This window comes from Streptomyces luteolifulvus (assembly GCF_008806595.1).
Classification (GTDB): Bacteria; Actinomycetota; Actinomycetes; order Streptomycetales; family Streptomycetaceae; genus Streptomyces; species Streptomyces luteolifulvus.
On record NZ_VZRB01000010.1, the window covers coordinates 234,784 to 255,940 of the forward strand.

At 69.7% G+C, this 21,157-nt stretch carries 23 protein-coding genes and 2 pseudogenes; 14 read left to right on the plus strand and 11 right to left on the minus strand.

Translation table 11 applies throughout. From position 1 onward, the window contains the following. Nucleotides 1–121: 121 nt before the first annotated feature. Nucleotides 122–547 (minus strand): hypothetical protein, encoded by a 426-nt coding sequence (locus F7R91_RS17420; protein WP_191971524.1) that lies wholly within the window; start codon nt 545–547, stop codon nt 122–124. A 49-nt stretch (nt 548–596) separates the two neighbouring features. Next, nucleotides 597–1,937, minus strand: a complete 1,341-nt coding sequence (locus F7R91_RS17425) for a tetratricopeptide repeat protein (protein WP_225320683.1) — start codon at nt 1,935–1,937, stop codon at nt 597–599. A gap of 658 nt (nt 1,938–2,595) precedes the next feature. On the opposite strand from F7R91_RS17425, the gene F7R91_RS43820 reads away from it, so the two are divergent. The 5 genes from F7R91_RS43820 to F7R91_RS17450 all read left to right on the plus strand — a co-directional run bounded on the left by F7R91_RS43820 (nt 2,596) and on the right by F7R91_RS17450 (nt 5,644). Beyond that, the gene (locus F7R91_RS43820; protein WP_269144748.1) at nt 2,596–2,727 is read left to right on the plus strand and encodes a hypothetical protein; all 132 of its coding nucleotides are present in this window, start codon (nt 2,596–2,598) and stop codon (nt 2,725–2,727) included. Nucleotides 2,728–2,789: 62 nt separating this feature from the next. Continuing rightward, a complete protein-coding gene (locus F7R91_RS17435; protein ID WP_191971525.1) occupies nt 2,790–4,262 on the plus strand; it encodes an asparagine synthase-related protein in 1,473 nt (490 codons plus the stop codon). Next, complete coding sequence (locus tag F7R91_RS17440; RefSeq protein WP_191971526.1) at nt 4,259–5,005, plus strand: class I SAM-dependent methyltransferase; 747 nt, start codon at nt 4,259–4,261, stop codon at nt 5,003–5,005. Before F7R91_RS17435 ends, F7R91_RS17440 begins: the two co-directional genes overlap by 4 nt. A 136-nt stretch (nt 5,006–5,141) precedes the next feature. After that, entirely contained in the window at nt 5,142–5,390 is a 249-nt protein-coding gene (locus F7R91_RS17445) for a Fic family protein (RefSeq protein WP_150949757.1), read from the plus strand. 11 nt (nt 5,391–5,401) lie between these two features. Next, entirely contained in the window at nt 5,402–5,644 is a 243-nt protein-coding gene (locus F7R91_RS17450; protein ID WP_225320684.1) for a hypothetical protein, read from the plus strand. Nucleotides 5,645–5,721: 77 nt separating this feature from the next. On the opposite strand, the pseudogene F7R91_RS17455 reads toward F7R91_RS17450, so the two are convergent. From F7R91_RS17455 to F7R91_RS17480, 6 genes and pseudogenes are all read right to left on the minus strand, one after another. After that, nucleotides 5,722–5,918: pseudogene (locus F7R91_RS17455) on the minus strand (type II toxin-antitoxin system RelE/ParE family toxin); the annotation flags it as partial. A gap of 120 nt (nt 5,919–6,038) precedes the next feature. Continuing rightward, complete coding sequence (locus F7R91_RS17460; protein WP_150949761.1) at nt 6,039–6,800, minus strand: succinate dehydrogenase iron-sulfur subunit; 762 nt, start codon at nt 6,798–6,800, stop codon at nt 6,039–6,041. Further along, on the minus strand, nt 6,800–8,554 hold the full coding sequence (gene sdhA, locus F7R91_RS17465; RefSeq protein ID WP_150949763.1) for a succinate dehydrogenase flavoprotein subunit: 1,755 nt from the start codon (nt 8,552–8,554) through the stop codon (nt 6,800–6,802). The genes F7R91_RS17460 and sdhA overlap by 1 nt, the downstream gene beginning before the upstream one ends. A gap of 23 nt (nt 8,555–8,577) precedes the next feature. Beyond that, complete coding sequence (locus tag F7R91_RS17470) at nt 8,578–9,060, minus strand: succinate dehydrogenase hydrophobic membrane anchor subunit (protein ID WP_150949765.1); 483 nt, start codon at nt 9,058–9,060, stop codon at nt 8,578–8,580. Nucleotides 9,061–9,065: 5 nt separating this feature from the next. Beyond that, a complete protein-coding gene (gene sdhC / locus F7R91_RS17475; protein ID WP_150949767.1) occupies nt 9,066–9,446 on the minus strand; it encodes a succinate dehydrogenase, cytochrome b556 subunit in 381 nt (126 codons plus the stop codon). Nucleotides 9,447–9,625: 179 nt separating this feature from the next. After that, a complete protein-coding gene (locus F7R91_RS17480; protein ID WP_150949768.1) occupies nt 9,626–10,174 on the minus strand; it encodes a 2-oxo-4-hydroxy-4-carboxy-5-ureidoimidazoline decarboxylase in 549 nt (182 codons plus the stop codon). Nucleotides 10,175–10,329: 155 nt separating this feature from the next. On the opposite strand from F7R91_RS17480, the gene F7R91_RS17485 reads away from it, so the two are divergent. Beyond that, nucleotides 10,330–11,994, plus strand: coding sequence for a beta-N-acetylhexosaminidase (locus tag F7R91_RS17485; protein WP_408056041.1), 1,665 nt, complete (start codon nt 10,330–10,332; stop codon nt 11,992–11,994). 206 nt (nt 11,995–12,200) lie between these two features. Then, nucleotides 12,201–12,755, plus strand: coding sequence for a hypothetical protein (locus F7R91_RS17490; protein WP_150949770.1), 555 nt, complete (start codon nt 12,201–12,203; stop codon nt 12,753–12,755). Nucleotides 12,756–12,801: 46 nt separating this feature from the next. On the opposite strand, the gene F7R91_RS17495 is transcribed toward F7R91_RS17490, so the two are convergent. Next, a complete protein-coding gene (locus tag F7R91_RS17495) occupies nt 12,802–13,296 on the minus strand; it encodes a DUF1877 family protein (RefSeq protein WP_150949772.1) in 495 nt (164 codons plus the stop codon). A gap of 198 nt (nt 13,297–13,494) precedes the next feature. Here F7R91_RS17495 and F7R91_RS17500 point away from each other — a divergent pair, with 198 nt between their 5' ends. From F7R91_RS17500 to F7R91_RS17525, 6 genes are all read left to right on the plus strand, one after another. Continuing rightward, nucleotides 13,495–13,887 carry a hypothetical protein gene (locus tag F7R91_RS17500; protein WP_191971530.1) on the plus strand — a complete coding sequence of 131 codons (393 nt, stop codon included), beginning with the start codon at nt 13,495–13,497 and terminating at the stop codon, nt 13,885–13,887. 113 nt (nt 13,888–14,000) lie between these two features. After that, a complete protein-coding gene (locus tag F7R91_RS17505; RefSeq protein WP_150949776.1) occupies nt 14,001–14,453 on the plus strand; it encodes a hypothetical protein in 453 nt (150 codons plus the stop codon). A 104-nt stretch (nt 14,454–14,557) separates the two neighbouring features. Then, nucleotides 14,558–15,175: an RNA polymerase sigma factor gene (locus F7R91_RS17510; RefSeq protein WP_191971527.1), complete on the plus strand. Its 618-nt coding sequence runs from the start codon at nt 14,558–14,560 to the stop codon at nt 15,173–15,175. Between the two features lie 97 nt (nt 15,176–15,272). Continuing rightward, nucleotides 15,273–16,013, plus strand: a complete 741-nt coding sequence (locus F7R91_RS17515; RefSeq protein ID WP_150949779.1) for a hypothetical protein — start codon at nt 15,273–15,275, stop codon at nt 16,011–16,013. A gap of 356 nt (nt 16,014–16,369) precedes the next feature. Continuing rightward, nucleotides 16,370–17,032 carry an RNA polymerase sigma factor gene (locus tag F7R91_RS17520; RefSeq protein ID WP_150949781.1) on the plus strand — a complete coding sequence of 221 codons (663 nt, stop codon included), beginning with the start codon at nt 16,370–16,372 and terminating at the stop codon, nt 17,030–17,032. After that, nucleotides 17,032–18,201 carry a hypothetical protein gene (locus tag F7R91_RS17525; protein WP_150949783.1) on the plus strand — a complete coding sequence of 390 codons (1,170 nt, stop codon included), beginning with the start codon at nt 17,032–17,034 and terminating at the stop codon, nt 18,199–18,201. Before F7R91_RS17520 ends, F7R91_RS17525 begins: the two co-directional genes overlap by 1 nt. Nucleotides 18,202–18,405: 204 nt before the next feature. Here F7R91_RS17525 and F7R91_RS17530 read toward each other — a convergent pair whose 3' ends face one another. Further along, entirely contained in the window at nt 18,406–19,212 is an 807-nt protein-coding gene (locus F7R91_RS17530; protein ID WP_150949785.1) for a L,D-transpeptidase family protein, read from the minus strand. 151 nt (nt 19,213–19,363) lie between these two features. Between F7R91_RS17530 and F7R91_RS17535 the strand changes: the two genes are divergently transcribed. After that, nucleotides 19,364–20,944, plus strand: coding sequence for an acyl-CoA mutase large subunit family protein (locus tag F7R91_RS17535; protein ID WP_150949786.1), 1,581 nt, complete (start codon nt 19,364–19,366; stop codon nt 20,942–20,944). A 109-nt stretch (nt 20,945–21,053) separates the two neighbouring features. On the opposite strand, the pseudogene F7R91_RS42760 reads toward F7R91_RS17535, so the two are convergent. Next, nucleotides 21,054–21,157: pseudogene (locus F7R91_RS42760) on the minus strand (IS982 family transposase); the annotation flags it as partial.

The following is a 21,157-nucleotide window of genomic DNA, read 5'->3' on the forward strand; positions in this document are numbered from 1 at the left end:
TGTGGGTGGGGGAGGGGGCGAGGCGTATGTCACGTCGGCCCGGTGAGGACCGGCCGTCGGCCGCGGACACGCCTGGGCCCCGCCTCCGAAGGAAGCGGGGCCCACCCGTGTCCAGCCTGTCTCACCCGATGGCGATCCTCGTCAGCCAACTGCTCGACGGTTTGACGATCTCCGTGCCGGATCCCGACAACACGGTCTTGCCGCCTGCATAGAACCGCACGGATCCGTCGGACTTCACGGCCCACACGTCGGGGACGGAGTCGCCGTTGGCGTCGGGCGTGCCCATCAGAAGCGGGACGCTACTGCTGAGCCAGCCCGAGGAGGCGTACTCGGTCTCCGCGCCGCCTGCGGAGTTCGCGGCCGACGCCAGCGAGTTCAGGTCGGTCCCACCACCGCCGGCGGCGATGCCCTTGCGCAGGAGCAGGCGTCCGGTCACGTCGCTGCGGTAGACGATGTCGGCCACGGCGTCGCCCGAGACGTCCTGAGCGAGGGCGATGTCACGGTTCTTCCAGGCGGAGCCGGAAAGGCGGATCGCTGCTCGGCGCACCCGCCGTCGTGGCTGACTTTCTGTGGCTGAGCTTGGAGGCGTGACGGGATCAGGTGACCAGCGATGCTGGCGCGATCGTCCGTGCTCGGTCGTAGAGGTCGCGGGCCGCCGAGTTCCTCAGATGAGGGCGCAAGAGAGCGAACATGGCCTTCACGCGGTCGTCGGCGCGGTCGGACTGCACCTTGGGGTAGTCGTCGAGGGCCTGGTGCCAGGTGGCGCAGGCCGCTTCCAGGTGGCCGAGTTCCAACTGCCGCTCTGCCAACAGGCCACGACGGTGTACTCGCGTGCGCTGGTAGACGCTGGGGCGGAGCCGGTCCGCTTGCTGCATGGCGTCGACGGCTCCGGCCTTGTCACCAAGTTCGTAACGCACCTGGCTGACGTGGTAGTTGAGCGAAGAGGGGTCGTAGGAGCCGAAGGCCTTTCCGCGTGACTCGGCGCGGTCCATGGCTGCCTCGGCCTCGCGGATGTAGCGCAGCGCGCCCGAACGGTCGCCCGTCTGTGCGGCGGCATGGGCCTGCTGGCCGGCGAGGAAGGCGCGCATACGGGGCCCCGCTTTTGGGGAGGCGGCGGCAGCGGCATCGGCCAGTTCCGAGGCCTTTGCTCCGTGGCGGAGGTCAATCGCCTGGACGCTCATCCCTCGCAGGGTGGTGCAGTAGGTCAGGTGGTCCTCGGCCGCGCCCGCCAGTTCCAGAGCCTTGACGTAGTAGCGCTGCGCGAGACCGTGCAGCCCTTCGTCCACGGCCATGTAGCCGGTCAGGTAGAGCAGGTCCGAGGCGGCGGACAGCATCGCCTTGCGTACGTCCTCGGGTGCGTCGGCGCGCAGGTAGGAGGCCACGGTGTTGACCATGAACGAGGCCGCCATGGGACGTGCGTGACGGCCGCCGAACTCGTCGTCCAGTTCTGAGACACGCTCGGTCATGGCGACGACCATGTTCACTTCGTTCATGCCGATGCGACTCGTGCGGCCGGATTCAATGGCATCGGCACGCCCGACCACATCAGGCCAGCCGGGAATGGTGACGGCCACGGAGAACAGGCCGACACCCAGGACGCTGCGGCGGGACGGGTCCATATCCAGCCTCCCCAGGTCGAGCACCCCTTCCACGGTATCCGCAGCCGCGGAGGAACGATCGCGTGGAACGGGCAGCCCGGCCTCGGTATGGGTGACGGGGCGGCCGAGGCGGCGGGAGAGGGCTTCGAGGATGCATGCGCGCACCGCACCGCGGGGGACGGTGCCGCTGAGCCAGTGGCTCACCGCCGACTCGTCGTAGCGCAGAGGGATTCCGGTCTCCGTGCCGACGCGGTTCACAGCCCGCGCGAACTGGCGGTGAGTCCAACGGCTCTCGGAGAGCATGCGCCCGAGCGCCGCGTTCGGTTCACGCTTGGCCATGCCCTCAACTCCCCGTGTTCTTGCGAACTTTCAAGGCTTTCAAGTCCTGACGCTGCGGCCACGGTACCGCTGAGTGTGGTCGTGCGGTTGCGTAGAGACAGCAGGGAACGGCGAGTCCTCGCCGTAGCTGTCGTCTGAAGGGCTGAGGGATGAGAAGCGAAGCGCGGGCCCGTCTGGCCCGGCTGACTGAGGAGCGGTGCACGGACGGGGTGTTGAGGATCGACACCTACGAGGGCGCGGACCTGCCAACGGGGTCAAATCGCTTCTCGCCGTGCCGCTGCCCGCAGCACCGCAGTGCCACGCCTGAGGACGGGGCGGCGAGGCTGAGCGCCGCAGTACGCGAGGTCAACGAGCGCAGCCGTCGAGAGCGGCTGTGAATCGGCTGGCCGCAGTCGTCGGCCGCTACGCCGGACCGCTCCTGATCATCACCATCTCGGGATCGGTCGGACTTCGTCTTCGGCGTGGCCGCCGCATCCACACCCACCTGACTCCACCCCGTCACGCATCCAGGCTCCCCACCTGCGACGAGGGAGGGCCCGCCGCCGGAAGCGGTGGGCACCCCGCCCGGCTGCCTTCTTCGCAAGGGTCCGACAGTCAGACGGGTCCAACTCCGCAGCGTCCGCCGCGGAGTCCACTGAAAAACCGTAAGGGAGAAGCGATGAACGTGGACGAGCTGTTCACCGGAGACCTGATCACCGGCGTCCCGGCCATCGAGGACCGCGCTGCTCGACAAGATGCCGGGCGGCGGCGACAACAACGGCGATCACTGCAGCAAGTGATCCAGGGCTGACGTCAGGCGGGGTGGGGTCGTTCGCGGCCCCGCCCCGCCGCACGACATCGGAAGGGGACTACATGCTGTCGATGCGTCTGTGCCTGGCAGATCTCCAAGATCCCAAGTGGAGATCACATGACGGCCGTTGGATCAACGGCGAGAGCTGGATCGAGCCCGCCAAGGTGTCCACTGTGGTCATGGAGGTCAACGACGACCAAGCGCCGCGCGTACGGGTCCGCGTGAAGGAGTGCAAGCGGGACGAGCCCGACTTCGTCGCACTCACCATGGAGCCCGGACAAGCCCGCCTGTCGGCGGGTGTCTTCGGTACTGCCCCGCTCTATCTGACAGAGAAGGCCGGCGAACTGCACGCTTCGTGGGACCTGACATTGCTGCGATCGCATCTGCGAGCTGACCGTCTGGTGGCGCGCGTCGTCGCCCGCACGCTGACGCGGCAGCACCGCTACACGTCCGAGACGCTCTTCGAAGGCGTCTACCGCCTCACTGAACGGGCAGCGGCCACACTCACCCCTCACGGACTCAGCATGACCGACCCCGAGCCCGCCGAACACGTACTTGAACCACGTACGCTGCGGCCCGGCGTCGATCCACTCGCCGCTCTGGACGAGTTGCTGACCGACGTGATTCGCCAGACGCCGACGGCAACCGGATGCCTGGGCGTTGAGCTGTCAGGCGGGGCGGACTCCGGGAACGTCGCCTTGGCCGTGAAGGCCGCCCACTACCCCGAAGTGCACAGCTTCGGCCTGCTGGTGGGAGGAAGCACCGGCAGGCAACAGAGCGAGCGGCGCCGGGCCCTTGCGGAGCACTGCGGCTTCCGGGACACGGCCACCCCCGCCCTGCAGTACCCACCCTTCTGCCCCGGAGGCGTACGCGCCCTGCGCAGGCAGCACGATCCGGCGGGAGCCTTCTACCAGGAAGCCTTCGACGTCGTACGCGAGCAGGCAGCCGCCCGGCGGTGCGAGGTCATGTTCACGGGCAGCGGCGGGGACGAGATCAACGCCCACCACTCCAGGACACAGGCCGAACTGCCGACGCCCAAACCCGTACCGTGGCTCGGAGCCAAGGCAGCCCAAGCGCTCGCCGAGGTTAACGAGCATCTGGCGCCCATCCCGGTACTGCCCGTACCGACCCTGATGGCGTTCGGGATGCACAACCCCGGATTCCTCCGGGCCGGAATCTGGCCGGTGAGCCCGCTCGCGCACCCGCGGATCGTGCGGTTCATGGAGCAGCTACCGCATGAGCACAAGCACGGCAAGGCGCTGTTCCGCGAACGGATCAGACGGGCCGGGCTGCCAGATTGGGTGGCCGCGCCGACCGAACCGGAGAACTTCCTGGCCGTCCTGGAGAAGGGTCTGCGGTCTTACGGCTTGCCGGTCTTGGACGACATGCTGAAGGAGTCCATCCTGGTGGACCTGGGCTACGTTGACGGCAAGGCTCTCGCCCAGGCGCGGAGGAACGCCGATTCTGCGCCGGTCGTCCCCGATCTGTTGTGCGATGTCCTCGCCCTGGAGGTCGGGCTGCGAAGCCTCATGTGACCAGCCCCGACACGGAAGCCGAGCACGTGGAAGCCACCAACCTCCTGTACCGCGATCCGGCACTCTACGACGTGATCCAGTCCGACAGCACGAGCGCCGGAATGTGCCAGACCCTGATCGAGCTCCACCGGCCGGACGCCCGGACCCTGGTCGACTTCGGATGCGGTACCGGCCGGGACCTGGAGATCCTGGCCCAGCACTTCGAGTGCATCGGCGTGGACCTCCAGCCCGGCCTGGTCGACTACGCCCACCAGGCCCGACCCGCGCTGGACATCTGCACCGGCGACATGCGCACCGCACGACTTGGCAGCCGCATGGACGTGGTGACCTGCATGGGCAACAGCCTCGCCTACGTGCACGACAACAACGACATCGGCCAGGTCTTCGCCACTTTCGCGGCCCATGCCCGGCCGGGCGCGCTGCTCGTGCTGTGTTCCCCCGTCGCCCCGATCACCCGGACCGAGCCAACCACCGCCGCGGTCGACACCCCGACGGGATCCGCGACCGTCACCATCCGCCACACGTGGGACCTGCGGACCCAGATCAACACCATGCACCGGCACTGGATGCTTCCCTCGGGCGACGAGGCCCGAGACGAGATCCGCAGGCGTGTCCTGTTCCCCCAGGAGCTCGAACGCTACGCGGAGGGCGCCGGCTTCGAGGTCCTGGACATGCTCGACGGCACAGGGACAGGGCTTACTGGCCCCACCGCATACACGGTGGCCCGACAAATTCCGCGGTGACCGGCGGAGCGAGAAATGGCACCAGCACCGCCGCCCGACTCCTGACGGCAGTAGCGACGGCAATAGTCACGAGATCACCGATATCAACCGCGGTTTCGGTGGTGAAACCCTGCTCAGCGGTTCACCGGCGAACACCATGGCTAACGCCAGCCGTTACAACAGCTTCTTGGACAAGTCGGCCATCGTAATTCGCGATATTACCGGAAGCCACATGTTCAACAATGGAAACAAGCGCACTGCCCAAGCTGTCGTGGAAGAGCTGATGCGTCGGAACCGCGTCACGAGTGGCCCAACCTCTGCCGACCTTCGAAGCGTCATCGATAGGGTTGGTAAAGGTCAGCTGCACGACGTCAGCGACATCTCGGCAGCCCTGAGAGGCTATTGATGGGACAAGGGATGGATATCGAGCAGCTCATGGACAGATTGGGCCGCTCAGGCGTCACCGTGATCCTCAAGGTGGACGACGAGAGGATGGCGGAAGGTGGTGAGCCCTGGACTTTGGTGATGTCGGGTCCAGGACTGGGCGAGCAGGGATTCATTCGCGCTGAGTCTTCCAGCCTGAGTGACTGTCTCGAACAGGGATTCAGCCGGTTGCGTTCTCGGCCCGGCGGCTGGGAATGGTTGGCGGAATTCTCGTAACCATTGCCCGAGGCCCTCCCGAGTTCTCGGGAGGGCCTCGGGGTGTTTGACGGCAGTAGTTGACGGCAACGTCAGCGCTTGTCACCCGCCACGAGCAGGACCGCACTGCGCTCCGGGTCGAAGACGAGTTGAAGACGAACAGAATGCGGATCTCGCTGCTCCCGGTCGAGCCGGGACGCAATTCCTTAAGGTTGTGCGGAGCGGAACCTTTGATCCGGTCCACCAGCGGGCGTCCGAGGTCCGGGCCTTCGTCGACGATGGCCTGGATGGCCTGGATGACCTTCCGGTTCACTCGATCGGGGTGGATGGGCAGCACGTCAACGACCTGGGCCCCGCTCCCGGTACGCAACCGGAAGACGGGGCCCACGGCACCGTACGAGAATCTGCGAGAAGCTCAGTACCGGCGCGTAATCAGCGCCTTCTTCACCTCTGCGATCGCCTTCGTCACCTCGATGCCGCGCGGGCAGGCGTCCGTGCAGTTGAACGTCGTGCGGCAGCGCCATACGCCGTCGCGGTCGTTGAGGATCTCCAGGCGCTGCTCGGCCGCCTCGTCGCGCGAGTCGAAGATGAAGCGGTGTGCGTTGACGATGGCCGCCGGGCCGAAGTACTGGCCGTCGTTCCAGAAGACCGGGCAGGACGACGTACACGCCGCGCACAGGATGCACTTGGTCGTGTCGTCGAAGCGTTCGCGGTCCTCCGAGGACTGAAGGCGTTCGCGCGTCGGCTCGTTCGTGTCCTTCGTGATGAGGAAGGGCATGACGTCGCGGTACGCCTGGAAGAACGGCTCCATGTCGACCACGAGGTCCTTCAGCACCGTGAGGCCCTTGATGGGCTCCACCGTGATCGGCTTCTCGGGGTTGATGTCCTTGATCAGCGTCTTGCAGGCGAGGCGGTTCTTGCCGTTGATCCGCATCGCGTCGGAGCCGCAGATGCCGTGGGCGCAGGAGCGGCGGAAGGTCAGCGTGCCGTCCAGGTCCCACTTGATCTTGTGGAGGCCGTCGAGGACGCGCTCCTTCGGGTCGATCTCCAGGTGGAAGTCTTCCCACACGGCGTCCGCGGAGACTTCCGGGTTGAAGCGGCGGATCCGGAACGTGACCGTGATGTACGGGGACTCCGCGGCCTCCGCCTCCACCTTGTCCAGAACAGGGGTTGCCATCAGTACTTACGCTCCATCGGCTGGTAGCGGGTCTGGACGACCGGCTTGTAGTCGAGACGGACGGACTCGGTGCCGTCGTCGCCCACCTCGCGGTACGCCATGGTGTGGCGCATGAAGTTGACGTCGTCGCGGTTCGGGTAGTCCTCGCGGTGGTGACCGCCGCGGGACTCCTTGCGGGCGAGGGCCGACACCGCCATGACCTCGGCCAGCTCCAGCAGGTTGCCCAGCTCGATGGCCTCCAGCAGGTCCGTGTTGAACCGCTTGCCCTTGTCCTGGATCGCCACGTTCTTGTAGCGGGCGCGCAGCTCGGCGATCTTCTCCACCGCCGTCTTGATCGTCTGCTCCGTGCGGAACACCATGACGTTGGCGTCCATGGTCTCCTGCAGCTCCTTGCGCAGGGTCGCCACCCGCTCGGTGCCGGTGGACGTGCGCAGCTGCTCCACCTCGTCGATCACGAACTGCGCCGGGTTCTCGGGGAGGTCGACGAAGTCCGCCTTCTGGCTGTACTCCGCCGCCGCGATGCCCGCCCTGCGGCCGAACACGTTGATGTCCAGCAGCGAGTTGGTGCCGAGGCGGTTGGCGCCGTGGACCGACACGCAGGCCACCTCGCCGGCCGCGTACAGACCGGGGACGACCGTCGTGTTGTCCGCCAGGACCTCACCCTCGACGTTGGTCGGGATGCCGCCCATCGCGTAGTGCGCGGTGGGCTGGATCGGGATCGGGTCGGTGTACGGCTCGATGCCCAGGTAGGTGCGCGCGAACTCGGTGATGTCCGGGAGCTTGGCGTCCAGCTGCTCCGGCGGAAGGTGCGTCAGGTCCAGGTAGACGTGGTCGCCCTCGGGGCCGCAGCCACGGCCCTCGCGGATCTCCGTGTAGATGGAGCGGGACACGACGTCACGGGACGCGAGGTCCTTCATGACCGGCGCGTACTTCTCCATGAAGCGCTCGCCGTCCTTGTTGCGGAGGATGCCGCCCTCACCACGGGCGCCCTCCGTCAGGAGGATGCCCATGCGCCAGATGCCGGTCGGGTGGAACTGGAAGAACTCCATGTCCTCCAGCGGCAGGCCACGCCGGTAGACCGCCGCCTGGCCGTCACCGGTCAGCGTGTGCGCGTTCGACGTCACCTTGAAGAACTTGCCGCAGCCGCCGGACGCGTAGATCACGGCCTTCGCCTGGAAGACGTGGATCTCGCCGGTCGCCAGCTCGTAGGCCACCACACCGGCGGACTTCTGGACGCCGTCGACCTCGGTGATCAGCTGGTCGAGGACGTAGAACTCGTTGAAGAACTCCACGCCCTCCTTCACGCAGTTCTGGTACAGCGTCTGGAGGATCATGTGACCGGTGCGGTCGGCCGCGTAGCAGGAGCGGCGGACCGGGGCCTCGCCGTGGTTGCGGCTGTGACCGCCGAAGCGGCGCTGGTCGATGGTGCCGTTCGGGGTGCGGTTGAACGGCAGGCCCATCTTCTCCAGGTCGAGGACGGAGTCGATGGCCTCCTTCGCCAGGATCTCGGCGGCGTCCTGGTCGACCAGGTAGTCACCGCCCTTGATCGTGTCGAAGGTGTGCCACTCCCAGTTGTCCTCCTCCACGTTGGCCAGCGCGGCGGCCATGCCGCCCTGCGCGGCGCCCGTGTGGGAGCGGGTGGGGTAGAGCTTGGTCAGCACGGCGGTGCGGCTGCGCTTCGTCGACTCGATGGCGGCGCGCATACCGGCGCCTCCGGCGCCGACGATGACGGTGTCGTACTTGTGGATCTTCATGAGTGATTACCTCAGCCCCGTGCCTAGCGGATGTTCGGGTCGAAGGTGAAGATCACCAGCGTGCCCAGCAGGATGGTGAACACCGTGGCGGTGTACAGCAGGCCCTTCAGCCACAGCCGTGTGTCCGCGCGCTCCGCGTAGTCGTTGATGACGGTACGCAGGCCGTTGGCGCCGTGCAGCATGGCGAGCCACAGCATCAGCAGGTCCCATACCTGCCAGAACGGGGAGGCCCAGCGGCCGGCCACGAAGGCGAAGCCGATCTTGGAGACGCCGCCGTCCAGGACGAGCTGGATCAGCAGGTGCCCGATGACGAGCACGACCAGCACGATGCCGGACAGGCGCATGAAGAGCCAGGCGGCCATCTCGAAGTTGCCCCGGGTGGACTTCGGGGTCTTCTTGGTGCGCTGGCGCGGGGCCTCGATGAGGGGTGCCGGGTTGTCGACGGTGTAGAGGGACTCGCCCTCGACGGGGCCGATGCCGGGAGCGGGGGTTTCAGTGGTGGACATACGCGTCAGCTCCCGAACACTTCACGAGCGGCGTGGCCGAGAACGGGGTAGACCGCTCCCGCCATCAGCACGATCCAGACGCCGACCACGGTCCAGAGCATCTGCTTCTGGTAGCGCGGGCCCTTCGACCAGAAGTCGACGGCGATGACGCGAAGACCGTTGAGCGCGTGGAAGAGGATGGCGGCGACGAGGCCGTACTCCAGCACGGCGACGATCGGCGTCTTGTACGTGGCTACGACGTTGTCGTAGTCCTCGGGAGAGACACGGACGAGAGCGGTGTCCAGCACGTGAACGAACAGGAAGAAGAAGATGAGGACGCCGGTGACTCGGTGAGCCACCCAGGACCACATTCCTTCCCGGCCGCGGTACAGCGTTCCAGCCGGCACGGAAGTTCCTCCGGGAGCGGGGATTGGGGCGCGCCGGCTTGTGCTGTCGGTCGGGCCCGGCCGGGTACGGTCCACCGGCCCCCAGCATCGTAGCGACGGTTGCCTGCGGCGCTTACGTCGGGCCTGGCTGTGTGATCAAACTGGCATGCAAAGGGGTACGGACGGCTTAAAACGGGCGGCTACGTCGCGCAGTTCCCCGCGCCCCTGAGCATCCCCATCAGACGTCCCCTTGCCAGGCGGCGGAGTTGTTCTGCCGCTACGACCCGTTCTTCTTCCGGATCGTTTGTCAATCGTGACCGGATGGCTTCGAGGGTGCGGTCCAGGGTCTCGTTGGCCGGCGTGTCACCCACATAGATGACGAACGCATGTCCGAAGCGGGTCTCGTATGCCGCATGCGCTGCACTCAGTGCCGTATGTGCCGCTCCGTACACGTCGTCCGGCAGCGGTGGCAGTGACTCGCCCGCCAGCGCCTCCGTCAGATCCCCCGCCGTCAGGTCGTACGCCGCCTCGTCCGCGGCCGCGAGGAGGGAGTCCAGGTCGGGGTAGGGGCGGTGGGCGGCGATGCGGCGGGCCCAGCGGAGGCTGTTGAGGCAGGTGAGGAGGGTGTGGTGCGCCTCGGCGGGGGATGCGGAGTTGAATCCCTCCAGCCTGGTCCGGGACGGTGGGGTGGGACTCTGCTTGGGGAGCGCGGGTATGGCCACTCGGCCGGGAGGGTGTGTGGGCGTCACGTGTGTTTCGGCAGGGGAAGGTGTGAGAGGTGTGGCATCAGATTATCGAGGGTGTTCATGACCTGTCCGAGGGATACCCGGGTTTCACCCGTACGGGAGAGTTTCGGCACGTGTGGTGGACGATGCCGCCGGTCGTCGAGTCGTAGGTTGGCTGGGTGAGTCAGCACAGGCGCCGGGCGCCGGCGAAGAAGGCGCGGCAGGCAATGCGGACGCGGGTCGTGGTCGCCACGGCGTTCGCGGTGACCGTCGCGGCCGGTGTCGGCGTCGGCATGTGGGCCTCCGCTGACGACAGCGGGCCGGCGGGGTCGGCGCTGCGGCCCTCGGACAGCAGGTCCGCGGCCTCTTCCCCCGCCGCGCGGGCCAAGGCCCCGACTCCGACGCCCACCCGCTCGTACCCGCTGTCGCGGGCCCCGCGCACCATCCCCGCCGTGCGCTCCCACACCGCCGCACGCGGCCCGGGCTGGCGTCCGGCGGGCGGCCACCGGGTCGTGGTGGACGACGCGGAGCTCGTGGACGAGGGGCGGCTGATCGCCGGGGAGCTCGGCCTGACGTACGCGGGCGAGAAGACGGACGTGCGCGCCGGGGACGTACGGCTGGCGCTGAACGACGACGAGGGCGCGGACCCGGAGTCGTACACCATGACCGTCCGCGGCGGGCGGGTGACCATCAGCGGGCCCGCGGACGCCGGCGTCTTCTATGGCACCCGCACCCTCAAGCAGGAGGTGCACGGCGGCGGTACGGCGCCGGAGGGCGTGGTGCGCGACGAGCCGGCCAAACCGGTGCGCGGGCTCATGCTGGACATCGCCCGCAAGCACTTCACGGCGGCGTGGATCGAGGACCGGGTCCGTGAGCTCGGCGATCTGAAGTTCAACCAGCTCGGGCTGCACTTCTCCGACGACCAGGGCTTCCGTATCGAGTCCGACTCGCATCCGGAGATCGTGTCCAGGGACCGTCTCACCAAGGCGGAGGTGCGCAGGATCGTCGATCTCGCGGCGAGCCGGCACATCACCGTCGTGCCGGAGATCGACTCGCCCGGCCACCTCGGCGCCGTCATCGCCGCCCATCCCGACCTCCAGCTGCGCAACGTGCAGGGTGTGCCGACGCGCGGTGCGATCGACATCTCCAAGGACGAGTCCGCGGCGATCGTCGACGACCTGCTGGAGGAGTACGCCGAGCTCTTCCCCGGCAGCCAGTGGCACCTCGGCGGCGACGAGTACCAGGCGCTCGTGGTGTCCGACCCGGAGGCGTCCTATCCCCAGCTCGCCGCCGCGGCCAGGGAGGCCTACGGCTCCGATGCGGGCGTCGCGGACCTGACGACCGGCTGGCTCAACGACCGGGCCGACACGATCCGCGCCCAGGGTCGCACCATGCGGGCCTGGAACGACGGCTTCTTCCGCGATACGTCCGTCAAGGCCGCCGGAGATCTCCGGGTCGCCTACTGGACCGGCAAGGAGATCGGCGCGCGGCTGCCGGTCGAGTATCTGAGCACGGGCCGCAAGCTGATCAACTACAACGACGAGTTCCTGTACTACGTCCTCGGCGAGCCGCTGACCTTCGTCTACCCGACCGGGCAGCGGATCTACGAGCAGTGGACCCCGCTGGTCGTGCGCGGCACCCAGCCGGTGCCCGCGAAGTACGACCCCCAGATCCTCGGCGGCTCCTTCGCCGTGTGGTGCGACCTCGCGAACTCACAGACCCAGAACCAGGTCGCCGCGGGCATCCGGATGCCGCTGAGGGCGACGGTCCAGAAGCTGTGGGACCGGGGGAGGCCGGATCTGTCATGGGCGCAGTTCAAGGCGCTGGCGGACCGGCTGGGCTGAAACGGGAGGCGGGCGCGGGCCGTCGTGATCCCCGCCCACCACAGCCGCGCTTTGGCTGAAAACGTTGTCTTCCATACGACCAGGCCCGGTGCCCTGTGACACTCGGGAGCCGTCGCACGCAGTAAGGGGAAGTGCGGGCTCCGTAAGGAAGGCGCCCGGTAGAGTCCCGCAGAGGACCCGCAGGGGGCCCGCAGAGGGAGGCGTGGATGAGCCTGGTGGAGCTGATAGCTCAGGCCGACGAACGCGGACTGGCCGCCAGCGGGCTGGCTTGTTTGGATCGTTGTGTGCCGCTGCTCGGCGGTGACGACGAGATCCTGCGGCCGCTGTGGACGAGCCTCGCCGAGAGCGACGCCGGTGACTGGGGCGAGCGGCTGGAACAGGCGAGGGACAAGCTGGCCGGTCACGACGAGGCCGAGGACGCGGCCGCCGAGCTGGCCCGCCGGATGCTGGCCGCCGCTCCGGCAGACCGGTCCGCCGCCGAGGTGCGGGTGTGGGCCGACGCGTGCTCCGTCGCCGCGCTGCAGATCCACCGGATGCTCGACCCCCTGGAGGACGGGGAGTCCACCGTCGACGCGCGCCGCGAGGGCCGTACGGAGGGCATGTCACCCCTCGTCGCCGCCGAACTGCGCCGCCAGGTCGCCGTGCTGGAGCTGCTCGCCGGCCATGGCGCGGGCGGGCTGCGCGCGGCGATGGAGGTGTCGACCGAGGGACGGCGCGTGCTGCGCGCGGTGGTGTCCCGGCGGGCACGGGGCCGGCGCTGAGCCCCGCGGCACTCCGGCACGGCTCATCGCACCGGCCGCGGTGGGCTCACAGCACCAGCCACTTCACCACCGAGTCCCCGTAGCGGGCGGTCTGCGCGTAGAACGCGGTCAGGTCGCGGTGCGCGCCCGCGAACACGGCGCGTGTCTGCGGCTCCGCGTCGGCAACGCCGTACCGGGGCAGCAGTCCGTCGCGGCCCGCGTGCCACAGCGCCGCGAAGTCCGTGGCGGTGAGGAAGGCGGCGACCTGCCGTGTCTCCGCCGCGGTGAGCAGCAGGAACGGCGGGAGCCCCTGCGTGGGGTGGTACACGTGGCGGCCGCCGAGCACGACCTGGGCCCACGGCCCGTCCTCCCCCTCGTGCGGGGCCGAACCGGCGTACAGCAGCTCCTGGTCGAGGTACTGCCTGTCCAGCACCTCCTCGCGGTGGCGTCCGATCCTTTCCCGTACGGTCTCCCACTCGTCCTGGAAGAGCCGCTCCAGCCAGGGCACGTCGTCGCGCAGTTCGCCGGGAGGCACCGCGCGCAAATGGAAGTACATGCTCATCAGAGGTAGGAGCGCACGGGAGGGCCGAAGCGTCACTCGGCCTCCAAACCCCGCTGTCCGGGCGGGTCCTGTGTCAGTCGTGCGGTGGAGCCGGGGCGGTACTGCGCCGGTTGCGGAAAGCCGCCGGATCCGAGTGACGAAACCGCCGGTGACCTCGCTCTCCCCTATGTGACAGCGGACTTTGTGACAGCGGACCTTGTGACGGCACGGCAGGAGAGCAGACCGCATGGCGCGGCGAAGCCGGTGCGGTGGGCGGCGGACGCCGTGGCCGCCCTGCGCGAGGGGGCGCGGCTGCGCCTCGACTACTCGGCGCAGAGCCTGTGGCGCGTCGACCGGACGATCGAGGACATCCGGCGGGAGGGCGCGCCGTACGCCGCCGTGGAGCGGGTGCTGCGCGGTCTCGGGGCGTACGCCGGTGAGGTGATCGTCCGTCAGACCGGCGCCGAGTGGTCGTCGAAGGGCGGCGACCATGTGGTCCGCACACCCGACGGCCGTCTGTGGGACCCCATCGAGGAGGCCCGCCGCTGCTTCGACGCGAACGGGTCGCTGCGGCTGCTGTGCCGGGACGCGACGAGCGCCGCGGGCGCATGAGAGCGTGCGGCGTGACGTGCCTGAAGTGACCGGTGATGTTTCCGGGACGAGATCCGCTGGGTTGACGGGGGAGACCGCATCGGGCTCCCGCAGTCGCGCGGAGGGTTGGTTCCATGGGCGGAGTCGATGAACGGGTGCGGTCCGCGGGCCGGATGAGGGCGCATGCGAACGCGTTCGTGACCCGCGTCACCGCCCGCAACCGGCTCCCGCTCGACTACTCCGTGGCCAGCCTGCGCGTCGTCGACTTCCTGATCGACGGCCTGCGCAAGGGCGGCGCACAGCCGGAGCATGTGCACGGCACGCTCTTCGGGCTCGGTGCGTACGTCGGTGAGGTGCTCGTGCGCCGGGCCGGCGCCGTGTGGGTGGACTTCGACGCCGAGCAGCAGGCCTTCTTCGGGCAGCCGGTCGGGGTACGGATGCCGGACGGCCGGGTCTGGAACCCGCTCGGCAAGATCCACAACCGCTTCGCCTCGGGCGTCCCCGAGGACTCCCTGCACACCTTCTACCTCACCCTCCCCGGGCGGGCGCGAAGAGCGGCTGGCGTGGGTGCCACGTGGGGACTGTGACACTTCTGTGAGCGCAAGCGCTGTTGATCGTGGGGGACGGGGGCAAGGGCGGCCGTGTCCCGATGAGCGGAACCGCCACGAACCGGTACGGACAAGGACAGTTCTTGGGTCAGGCAGGTGAATCCCGGCGCGCGCAGGTCTTCGACGGGGAACTGGGCGCGGCGGTCGCGCAGGCCCAGGAAGGTGACGAAACGGCCTTCGCGGTCGCCTATCGGCTGGTGCAGCCCGGACTGCTCGGGTATCTGCGCGGGCTGGTCGGTGACGACGCGGAGGACGTCGCGTCGGACGCCTGGCTGGAGATCGCCCGGGATCTCGGCCGGTTCAAGGGCGACGGGGCCGGGTTCCGGGGCTGGAGCGCGACCATCGCCCGGCACCGGGCGCTGGACCATCTGCGCCGGCAGCGGGTGCGCCCGCGGGCGGCGACGCTGGAGCAGGACGTACTGGATCTGCCCGGTCCGCACAGCACGCACGACCAGGCCTTGGAGTCACTCTCCACCGAGGCCGCCCTCGCCCTGGTGCGCGGGCTGCCGCGGGACCAGGCCGAGGCCGTCCTGCTGCGGGTCGTCGTCGGCCTCGACGGCCCCGCGGCCGCGCGAGTTCTGGGCAAGCGGCCGGGTGCCGTGCGGACGGCCGCGTACCGCGGTCTGAAGCGGCTGGCGCAGCAGCTGGGCAGGGAAGGTGTGACGGATGAGGCTCCCCGGACGCTGGGGGAGTCGACATGAACGGGCGACGGCCACGATCCGTCGTACTGGTGGGACAGGCAGCACAGGCCATACGGGCCATACAGGCCGGACGAGATCGGACAGGGACGGACACGGCATGGGTGAACGGCTAAGCGGCGGAGAGTCCGGCCGTCGGCGTGCGCACCCCGGCGACGCCCTGGAGATCGAGGCGCTGCTCGTCGCGGCGATGCGTGTGGACGGCCAGGACACCGAGGCCGAACAGCGCGCGGTGAACGCTTTCCGGACCGCCCGGGACGCGGGAGCGCACCGGGCGCGCACCCGGCGCCGGGACGACTGGCGGCCCCGTGAGCAGCGCCGGGTGGTGCGGTCGATGAAGGTCACGTTCTCCCTGTTCCTCGCGAGCCTCACCCTGGGCGGTGTGGCGGTCGCGGCAATCGGCTCGTACACCGACTCCCGCGATTCCGCCGAAGGGCCTGCGGAGAGCGCCGCCGGCCGCCCGGAGGCCGGTCCCGCCGCGACGTCCGCGGGCTCCGAGGCCAAGGAGCGCCCGGACACCGCCAAGGACGCCGAGGCCCACTGCCGTGCGTACGAGCAGGTCAAGGAGCGGGGCCAGGCTCTCGGTTCGACGGCCTGGCAGCGGCTGGTCACGGCCGCGGGCGGCGAGCGGAACGTGCCCGCGTACTGCGCCGACCTGCTGGCGAAGGCGACGGCGGCGGCGACCGCCGACAGCAGGCCGACCAAGCCGGCGAAGACGAACAACCCGGATCAGGAGAACAACTCGGGCACGGGCGGAGAGAACACCTCGAACGCCGGCCAGGGGAACAACTCGGGTGCGGGGACTGAGAAGTCCGACACGCCCCAGGGGAAGAACAGGTAACCGGATTCTTCGGCGACCGGCTCCTCGGGGGCCGGGTTCTGCGGTGATCCGCCTCGAGGGCAGTGAGTTCTGCGGCGACCGGCTTCTGCGTCAACTGGCTTCCACCGCAACCGAGTTGCGAGCCGAGGCAACGGCCGGAGCCGCCACCCCCCACAGGAGAGGCCCCGGCCGTCGCGCGGCACGAGCCGCGCGGCGGCCCGTACTCTCTACAGCGCCAAGATGGCGTTTTCTGTCACACCTCACCGCGTCACGGGTCAGTTGCATGTTCTACGGACATGGACGAACAGCGGTTTCAGGCCGTAACGTGCCTTTCGCGCCGGGCGCGGAAGACGCGCGACCATCGACTGAGGAACCACGTGCTGGGGGACGACGCGGAGCTGACCGCCGCGGTGCTTGCGGCACAGGACGGGGACGAGACCGCGTTCCGGACTGTGTACCGCGCGGTGCACCCGCGGTTGCTCGGATACGTACGGACGCTGGTCGGCGATCCCGACGCCGAGGACGTGACGTCCGAGGCCTGGCTCCAGATAGCCCGGGACCTGGAGCGGTTCAGCGGGGACGCGGACCGGTTCCGCGGCTGGGCGGCCCGCATCGCCCGCAACCGCGCGCTGGACCACATACGCATGCGCGGCCGCCGCCCCGCCATCGGCGGCGACGAGACCGAGCTGACCGGCAAGGCCGCCGAGTCCGACACGGCCGGCGAGGCCATGGAAGCCCTGGCCACCGACAGCACGCTCTCCCTCATCGCCCGGCTGCCGCAGGACCAGGCCGAAGCCGTCGTCCTGCGCGTGGTGGTGGGCCTCGACGCCAAGACCGCCGCCGAGACCCTGGGCAAGCGACCCGGTGCCGTGCGCACGGCCGCGCACCGCGGTCTGAAGCGGCTCGCCGAACTCCTCGGCGAGGATCCGGAATCCGCCGGCAGGCTCGACGCCCTGCCGTCCCAGCGAGGACCGCGCGGCCGCGCGGTGACGTCCGCGAGTGTGACGCATATGCGTTCGCGGACGCAGAAGGACATGTGATGGCCGACGAGCAGTACAGCTGGCTGGACCGCGAAACGGCGGAGCGACTGCTGCGCGGGGAGCCACTCGACAACGCTGTCGAAGCCGCCGCCCTCGACGAGGCCCAACGGCTCGCCAAGACACTGGGCGAGCTGAGCGCGGAGCCGCCGCTCAGCAGCACGGAACTCCCCGGCGAGGCAGCCGCGCTGGCCGCGTTCCGCACGGCGCGCTCGGCACGGGAGGGACGCGAGGAGCGCGAGGTTCGCTCCGGTGAACAACCCGCCGGCCACCGCGCGGACACTCAGGTCACCGACGCCGGGCTCGTCCGGATCGGCGGCCCGGACCGGCGTGCCCGGCGCCCCCGCTGGGGCCGCCCCCTGCGCCTCGGGCTGGCCGCCGCGCTGGCCGCCGGCATGGTCGGCGGGGTCGCGGTCGCGGCCGGAACCGGAGCCCTGCCTACGCCGTTCGACGACACCGGACCGGGCCCCGCCGCCTCCGTCTCGGCGGCCGTGACACCGCCCGGACCGCACATCTCGCCCGCGCCGGACCCCCTCGGCGGCGAACCCACCCCCGACGGCACCACCTCCGCCGCCCCCGGCCAGGGCTCGCACCGCGACACGGCCCGGGGCGGCCAGGACACGGGCCCCGCCACCGGTTCCGGCCCCTCCAAGGACCCCTCGATGGACCGGGCCGACCGGCGGCGGGCAGCCGCCGCGGCCTGCCGCGACGTGCGCGACGGCAAGCTGCTGACCACCCAGCGCCGGCGCGCCCTGGAGGGCGTGGCGGGCGGCTCGGCGCGTGTGTGGAGGTACTGCCAGGGCGTGCTGGCCGCCGGCGGCGAGGGCTCCGCGGACCAGGACGGCAGGGACGGCGGTCGCAGGAGCGACGACGGATCGGGCCGGGGCTCGGACCAGGGCAGGGACGAGGGCGAGGGCCAGGGCGGCAACCGCGGCGGCCACGGCGAGGCCCGGCGCGGCCACGGCGGTCACGGCCGCCACCTGGCTCCCGGCCGCGGCAACGAGCGCGACCGAGGCAGGGACCACGACCGGGGCAAGGACCGCGACCGCTCCGGTGACGGCGCGGGCGACACCGCCGGCGCCGACACCGCGACCTCCGCCGTGCCGCCCCCGCCGCAGCCGTCGCCCGCCTCCCCGAGCGCGACCCCGACCCCGTCGTACAGCGCCCTGTGACCTGCGGATTTTCAGCTCGTCGAATTTTTTCGGCGGTGGGTGTGACGTTTTTGGCGGCGGCGACGCAGTAATGGATGAGCCGACTGGTCATCGGCCGTCGCACAGAGCCGGGGTTCCCCCCGTACCTGCGGCTCCGTGCACCTGGCGCGGGCGGGACACGTTCCCCCGGTCCCGCCCGCGCCCCATACCTCTCGCCTTCGGGCCTCACCCGTACACGACGACCTTGTCGCCGTTCCTCACCTGCGCGTACAGCGCCGCGATCGCCGCCTCGTCCCGTACGTTGACGCAGCCGTGCGAGGCGCCGGCGTATCCGCGGGCCGCGAAGTCGTACGAGTAGTGCACGGCCTGGCCGCCGCTGAAGAACATCGCGTACGGCATCGGCGAGTCGTACAGCGTCGAGACATGGTGGCGGGACTTCCAGTAGACCTGGAACACGCCCTCGCGGGTGGGCGTGTACTGCGAGCCGAAGCGCACCGACATCGTCGAGACGGTCCGTCCGCCGATCATCCAGCGCAGGGTGCGGCTGGACTTGTCGATGCACAACACGCGGCCGGTCAGACAGCGCGGGTCGGGCGCACCGGCCGGCTGTCCGCCCATCAGGTACAGGTCCCACTTGCCCGGTTCATGTGTCATCCTCAGCAACCGCCGCCAGGTGACGGTGTCCGTCCTGCCCGTCTGCGGCAGCCCCCGCTTGCCCTGGAAGCCCCTGACCGCCCGCTCCGTCAGATCGTCGTACGTCCCGGTCGGCCCGTCGAAGAGCCAGGCGACCTGGCGCAGCCGGGCCTGGAGCTCACGCACGTCCCGGCCGGTGTCGCCGCGGGACCACAGGACCGCGGGGACCGCCGCCCGGGTCGTCCTCGCCGGGCTCGGCCTGTCGTCGGCCGGGGAGGTGGTGGCGGGCCTGCCGGGAACGTCTATGTGCACCGGCGACTGCCGCTCGCCGTCCGCGGTCCGGACCGTACAGGCGCTCACCGCCACCAGCGCCACCAGGACGGCAGCCGTCTTCCTCATGCCCGTTGTACGCACCTCTGCCCCCCGTCGTCTCACCGATGTGCACCCCCCACTGGTGTCGTGTCATCTGAGATGTTCCCCGCGGATGACTGGTTGCGAACGGCGCGGCATTGTGGTGACAGAGTCACTGCTCTCCGGGAGGCAGCACACCATGGCGCGTGAGTCGGAGTCCGGACTGCCCATCGAGCCGGTCTACGGGCCGGATGACCTGCGGGACTGGGACCCGGCCGAGAAGCTGGGCGAGCCGGGGGCCTACCCCTTCACGCGCGGCGTGTACCCGTCCATGTACACCGGCCGCCCCTGGACGATGCGCCAGTACGCCGGCTTCGGCACCGCCGCGGAGTCCAACGCCCGCTACCGGCAGCTGATCGCCCATGGCACGACCGGACTGTCCGTCGCCTTCGACCTGCCCACCCAGATGGGCCACGACTCCGACGCCCCGCTCGCGCACGGCGAGGTCGGCAAGGTGGGCGTCGCGATCGACTCCGTCGACGACATGCGGGTGCTGTTCGGCGGCATCCCGCTGGACCAGGTCTCGACGTCGATGACGATCAACGCCCCGGCCGCGCTGCTGCTGCTCCTGTACCAGCTGGTGGCCGAGGAGCAGGGGGTGAGCGCCGACCGGCTGACCGGCACGATCCAGAACGACGTGCTGAAGGAGTACATCGCCCGCGGGACGTACATCTTCCCGCCCAAGCCGTCCCTGCGTCTGATCGCGGACATCTTCAAGTACTGCCGGGCCGAGATCCCCCAGTGGAACACCATCTCGATCTCCGGCTACCACATGGCCGAGGCCGGCGCCTCGCCCGCTCAGGAGATCGCGTTCACGCTGGCGGACGGCGTCGAATACGTCCGCACGGCCGTGGCGGCGGGCATGGACGTCGACGATTTCGCCCCGCGCCTGTCCTTCTTCTTCGTGGCCCGTACGACGATCCTGGAGGAGGTCGCCAAGTTCCGTGCCGCCCGCCGGATCTGGGCACGGGTGATGAAGGAGGAGTTCGGCGCGAAGAGCCCCAAGTCGTGGATGCTGCGCTTCCATACGCAGACGGCCGGTGTCCAACTGACCGCCCAGCAGCCGGAGGTGAACCTGGTCCGGGTCGCGGTCCAGGGCCTGGCGGCGGTGCTCGGCGGCACGCAGTCGCTGCACACCAACTCCTTCGACGAGGCGATCGCGCTGCCCACGGACAAGAGCGCGCGTCTGGCGCTGCGCACCCAGCAGGTGCTGGCCCACGAGACGGACGTGACGGCGACGGTGGACCCCTTCGCGGGCTCGTACGTCATCGAGAAGATGACCGACGACGTGGAGGCGGCGGCGCTGGAGCTGATGGGCAGGGTCGAGGATCTCGGCGGTGCGGTCGCGGCGATCGAGCACGGCTTCCAGAAGAAGGAGATCGAGCGCAGCGCGTACCGGATCGCCCAGGAGACCGACTCCGGCGAGCGGGTCGTGGTCGGCGTCAACCGCTTCCAGCTCGATGAGGAGGAGCCGTACGAGCCGCTGCGCGTCGACCCGGCGATCGAGGCCCAGCAGGCGGAACGGCTGGCGAAGCTGCGCGCGGAGCGGGACCAGCGGGCGGTGGACTCCGCCCTGGCGGCCCTGAAGAAGGCCGCCGGGGGCGAGGACAACGTCCTGTACCCGATGAAGGAGGCGCTGCGGGCGCGGGCGACGGTGGGCGAGGTGTGCAACGCGCTGCGCGAGGTCTGGGGGACGTACGTGCCGTCGGATGCGTTCTGACGCGAGACTGTGCCGGTCCCGGAGTCGGTCGGCGTCGCGCTCGAGCTCCCCGTCGATGCCCTCCTCGACGGCGACGACTGACGCCGCCTAGATGATCTATTCCAAGGGGTCAGTGATCGTAGGCGATCAGTGAGCGGTGGATCGGTTGCCCGCTCTGGTCGTTGTGCCAGATGGCGGCAGTGAGGGCGAGAATGCGCTGCAGAACACGGACGG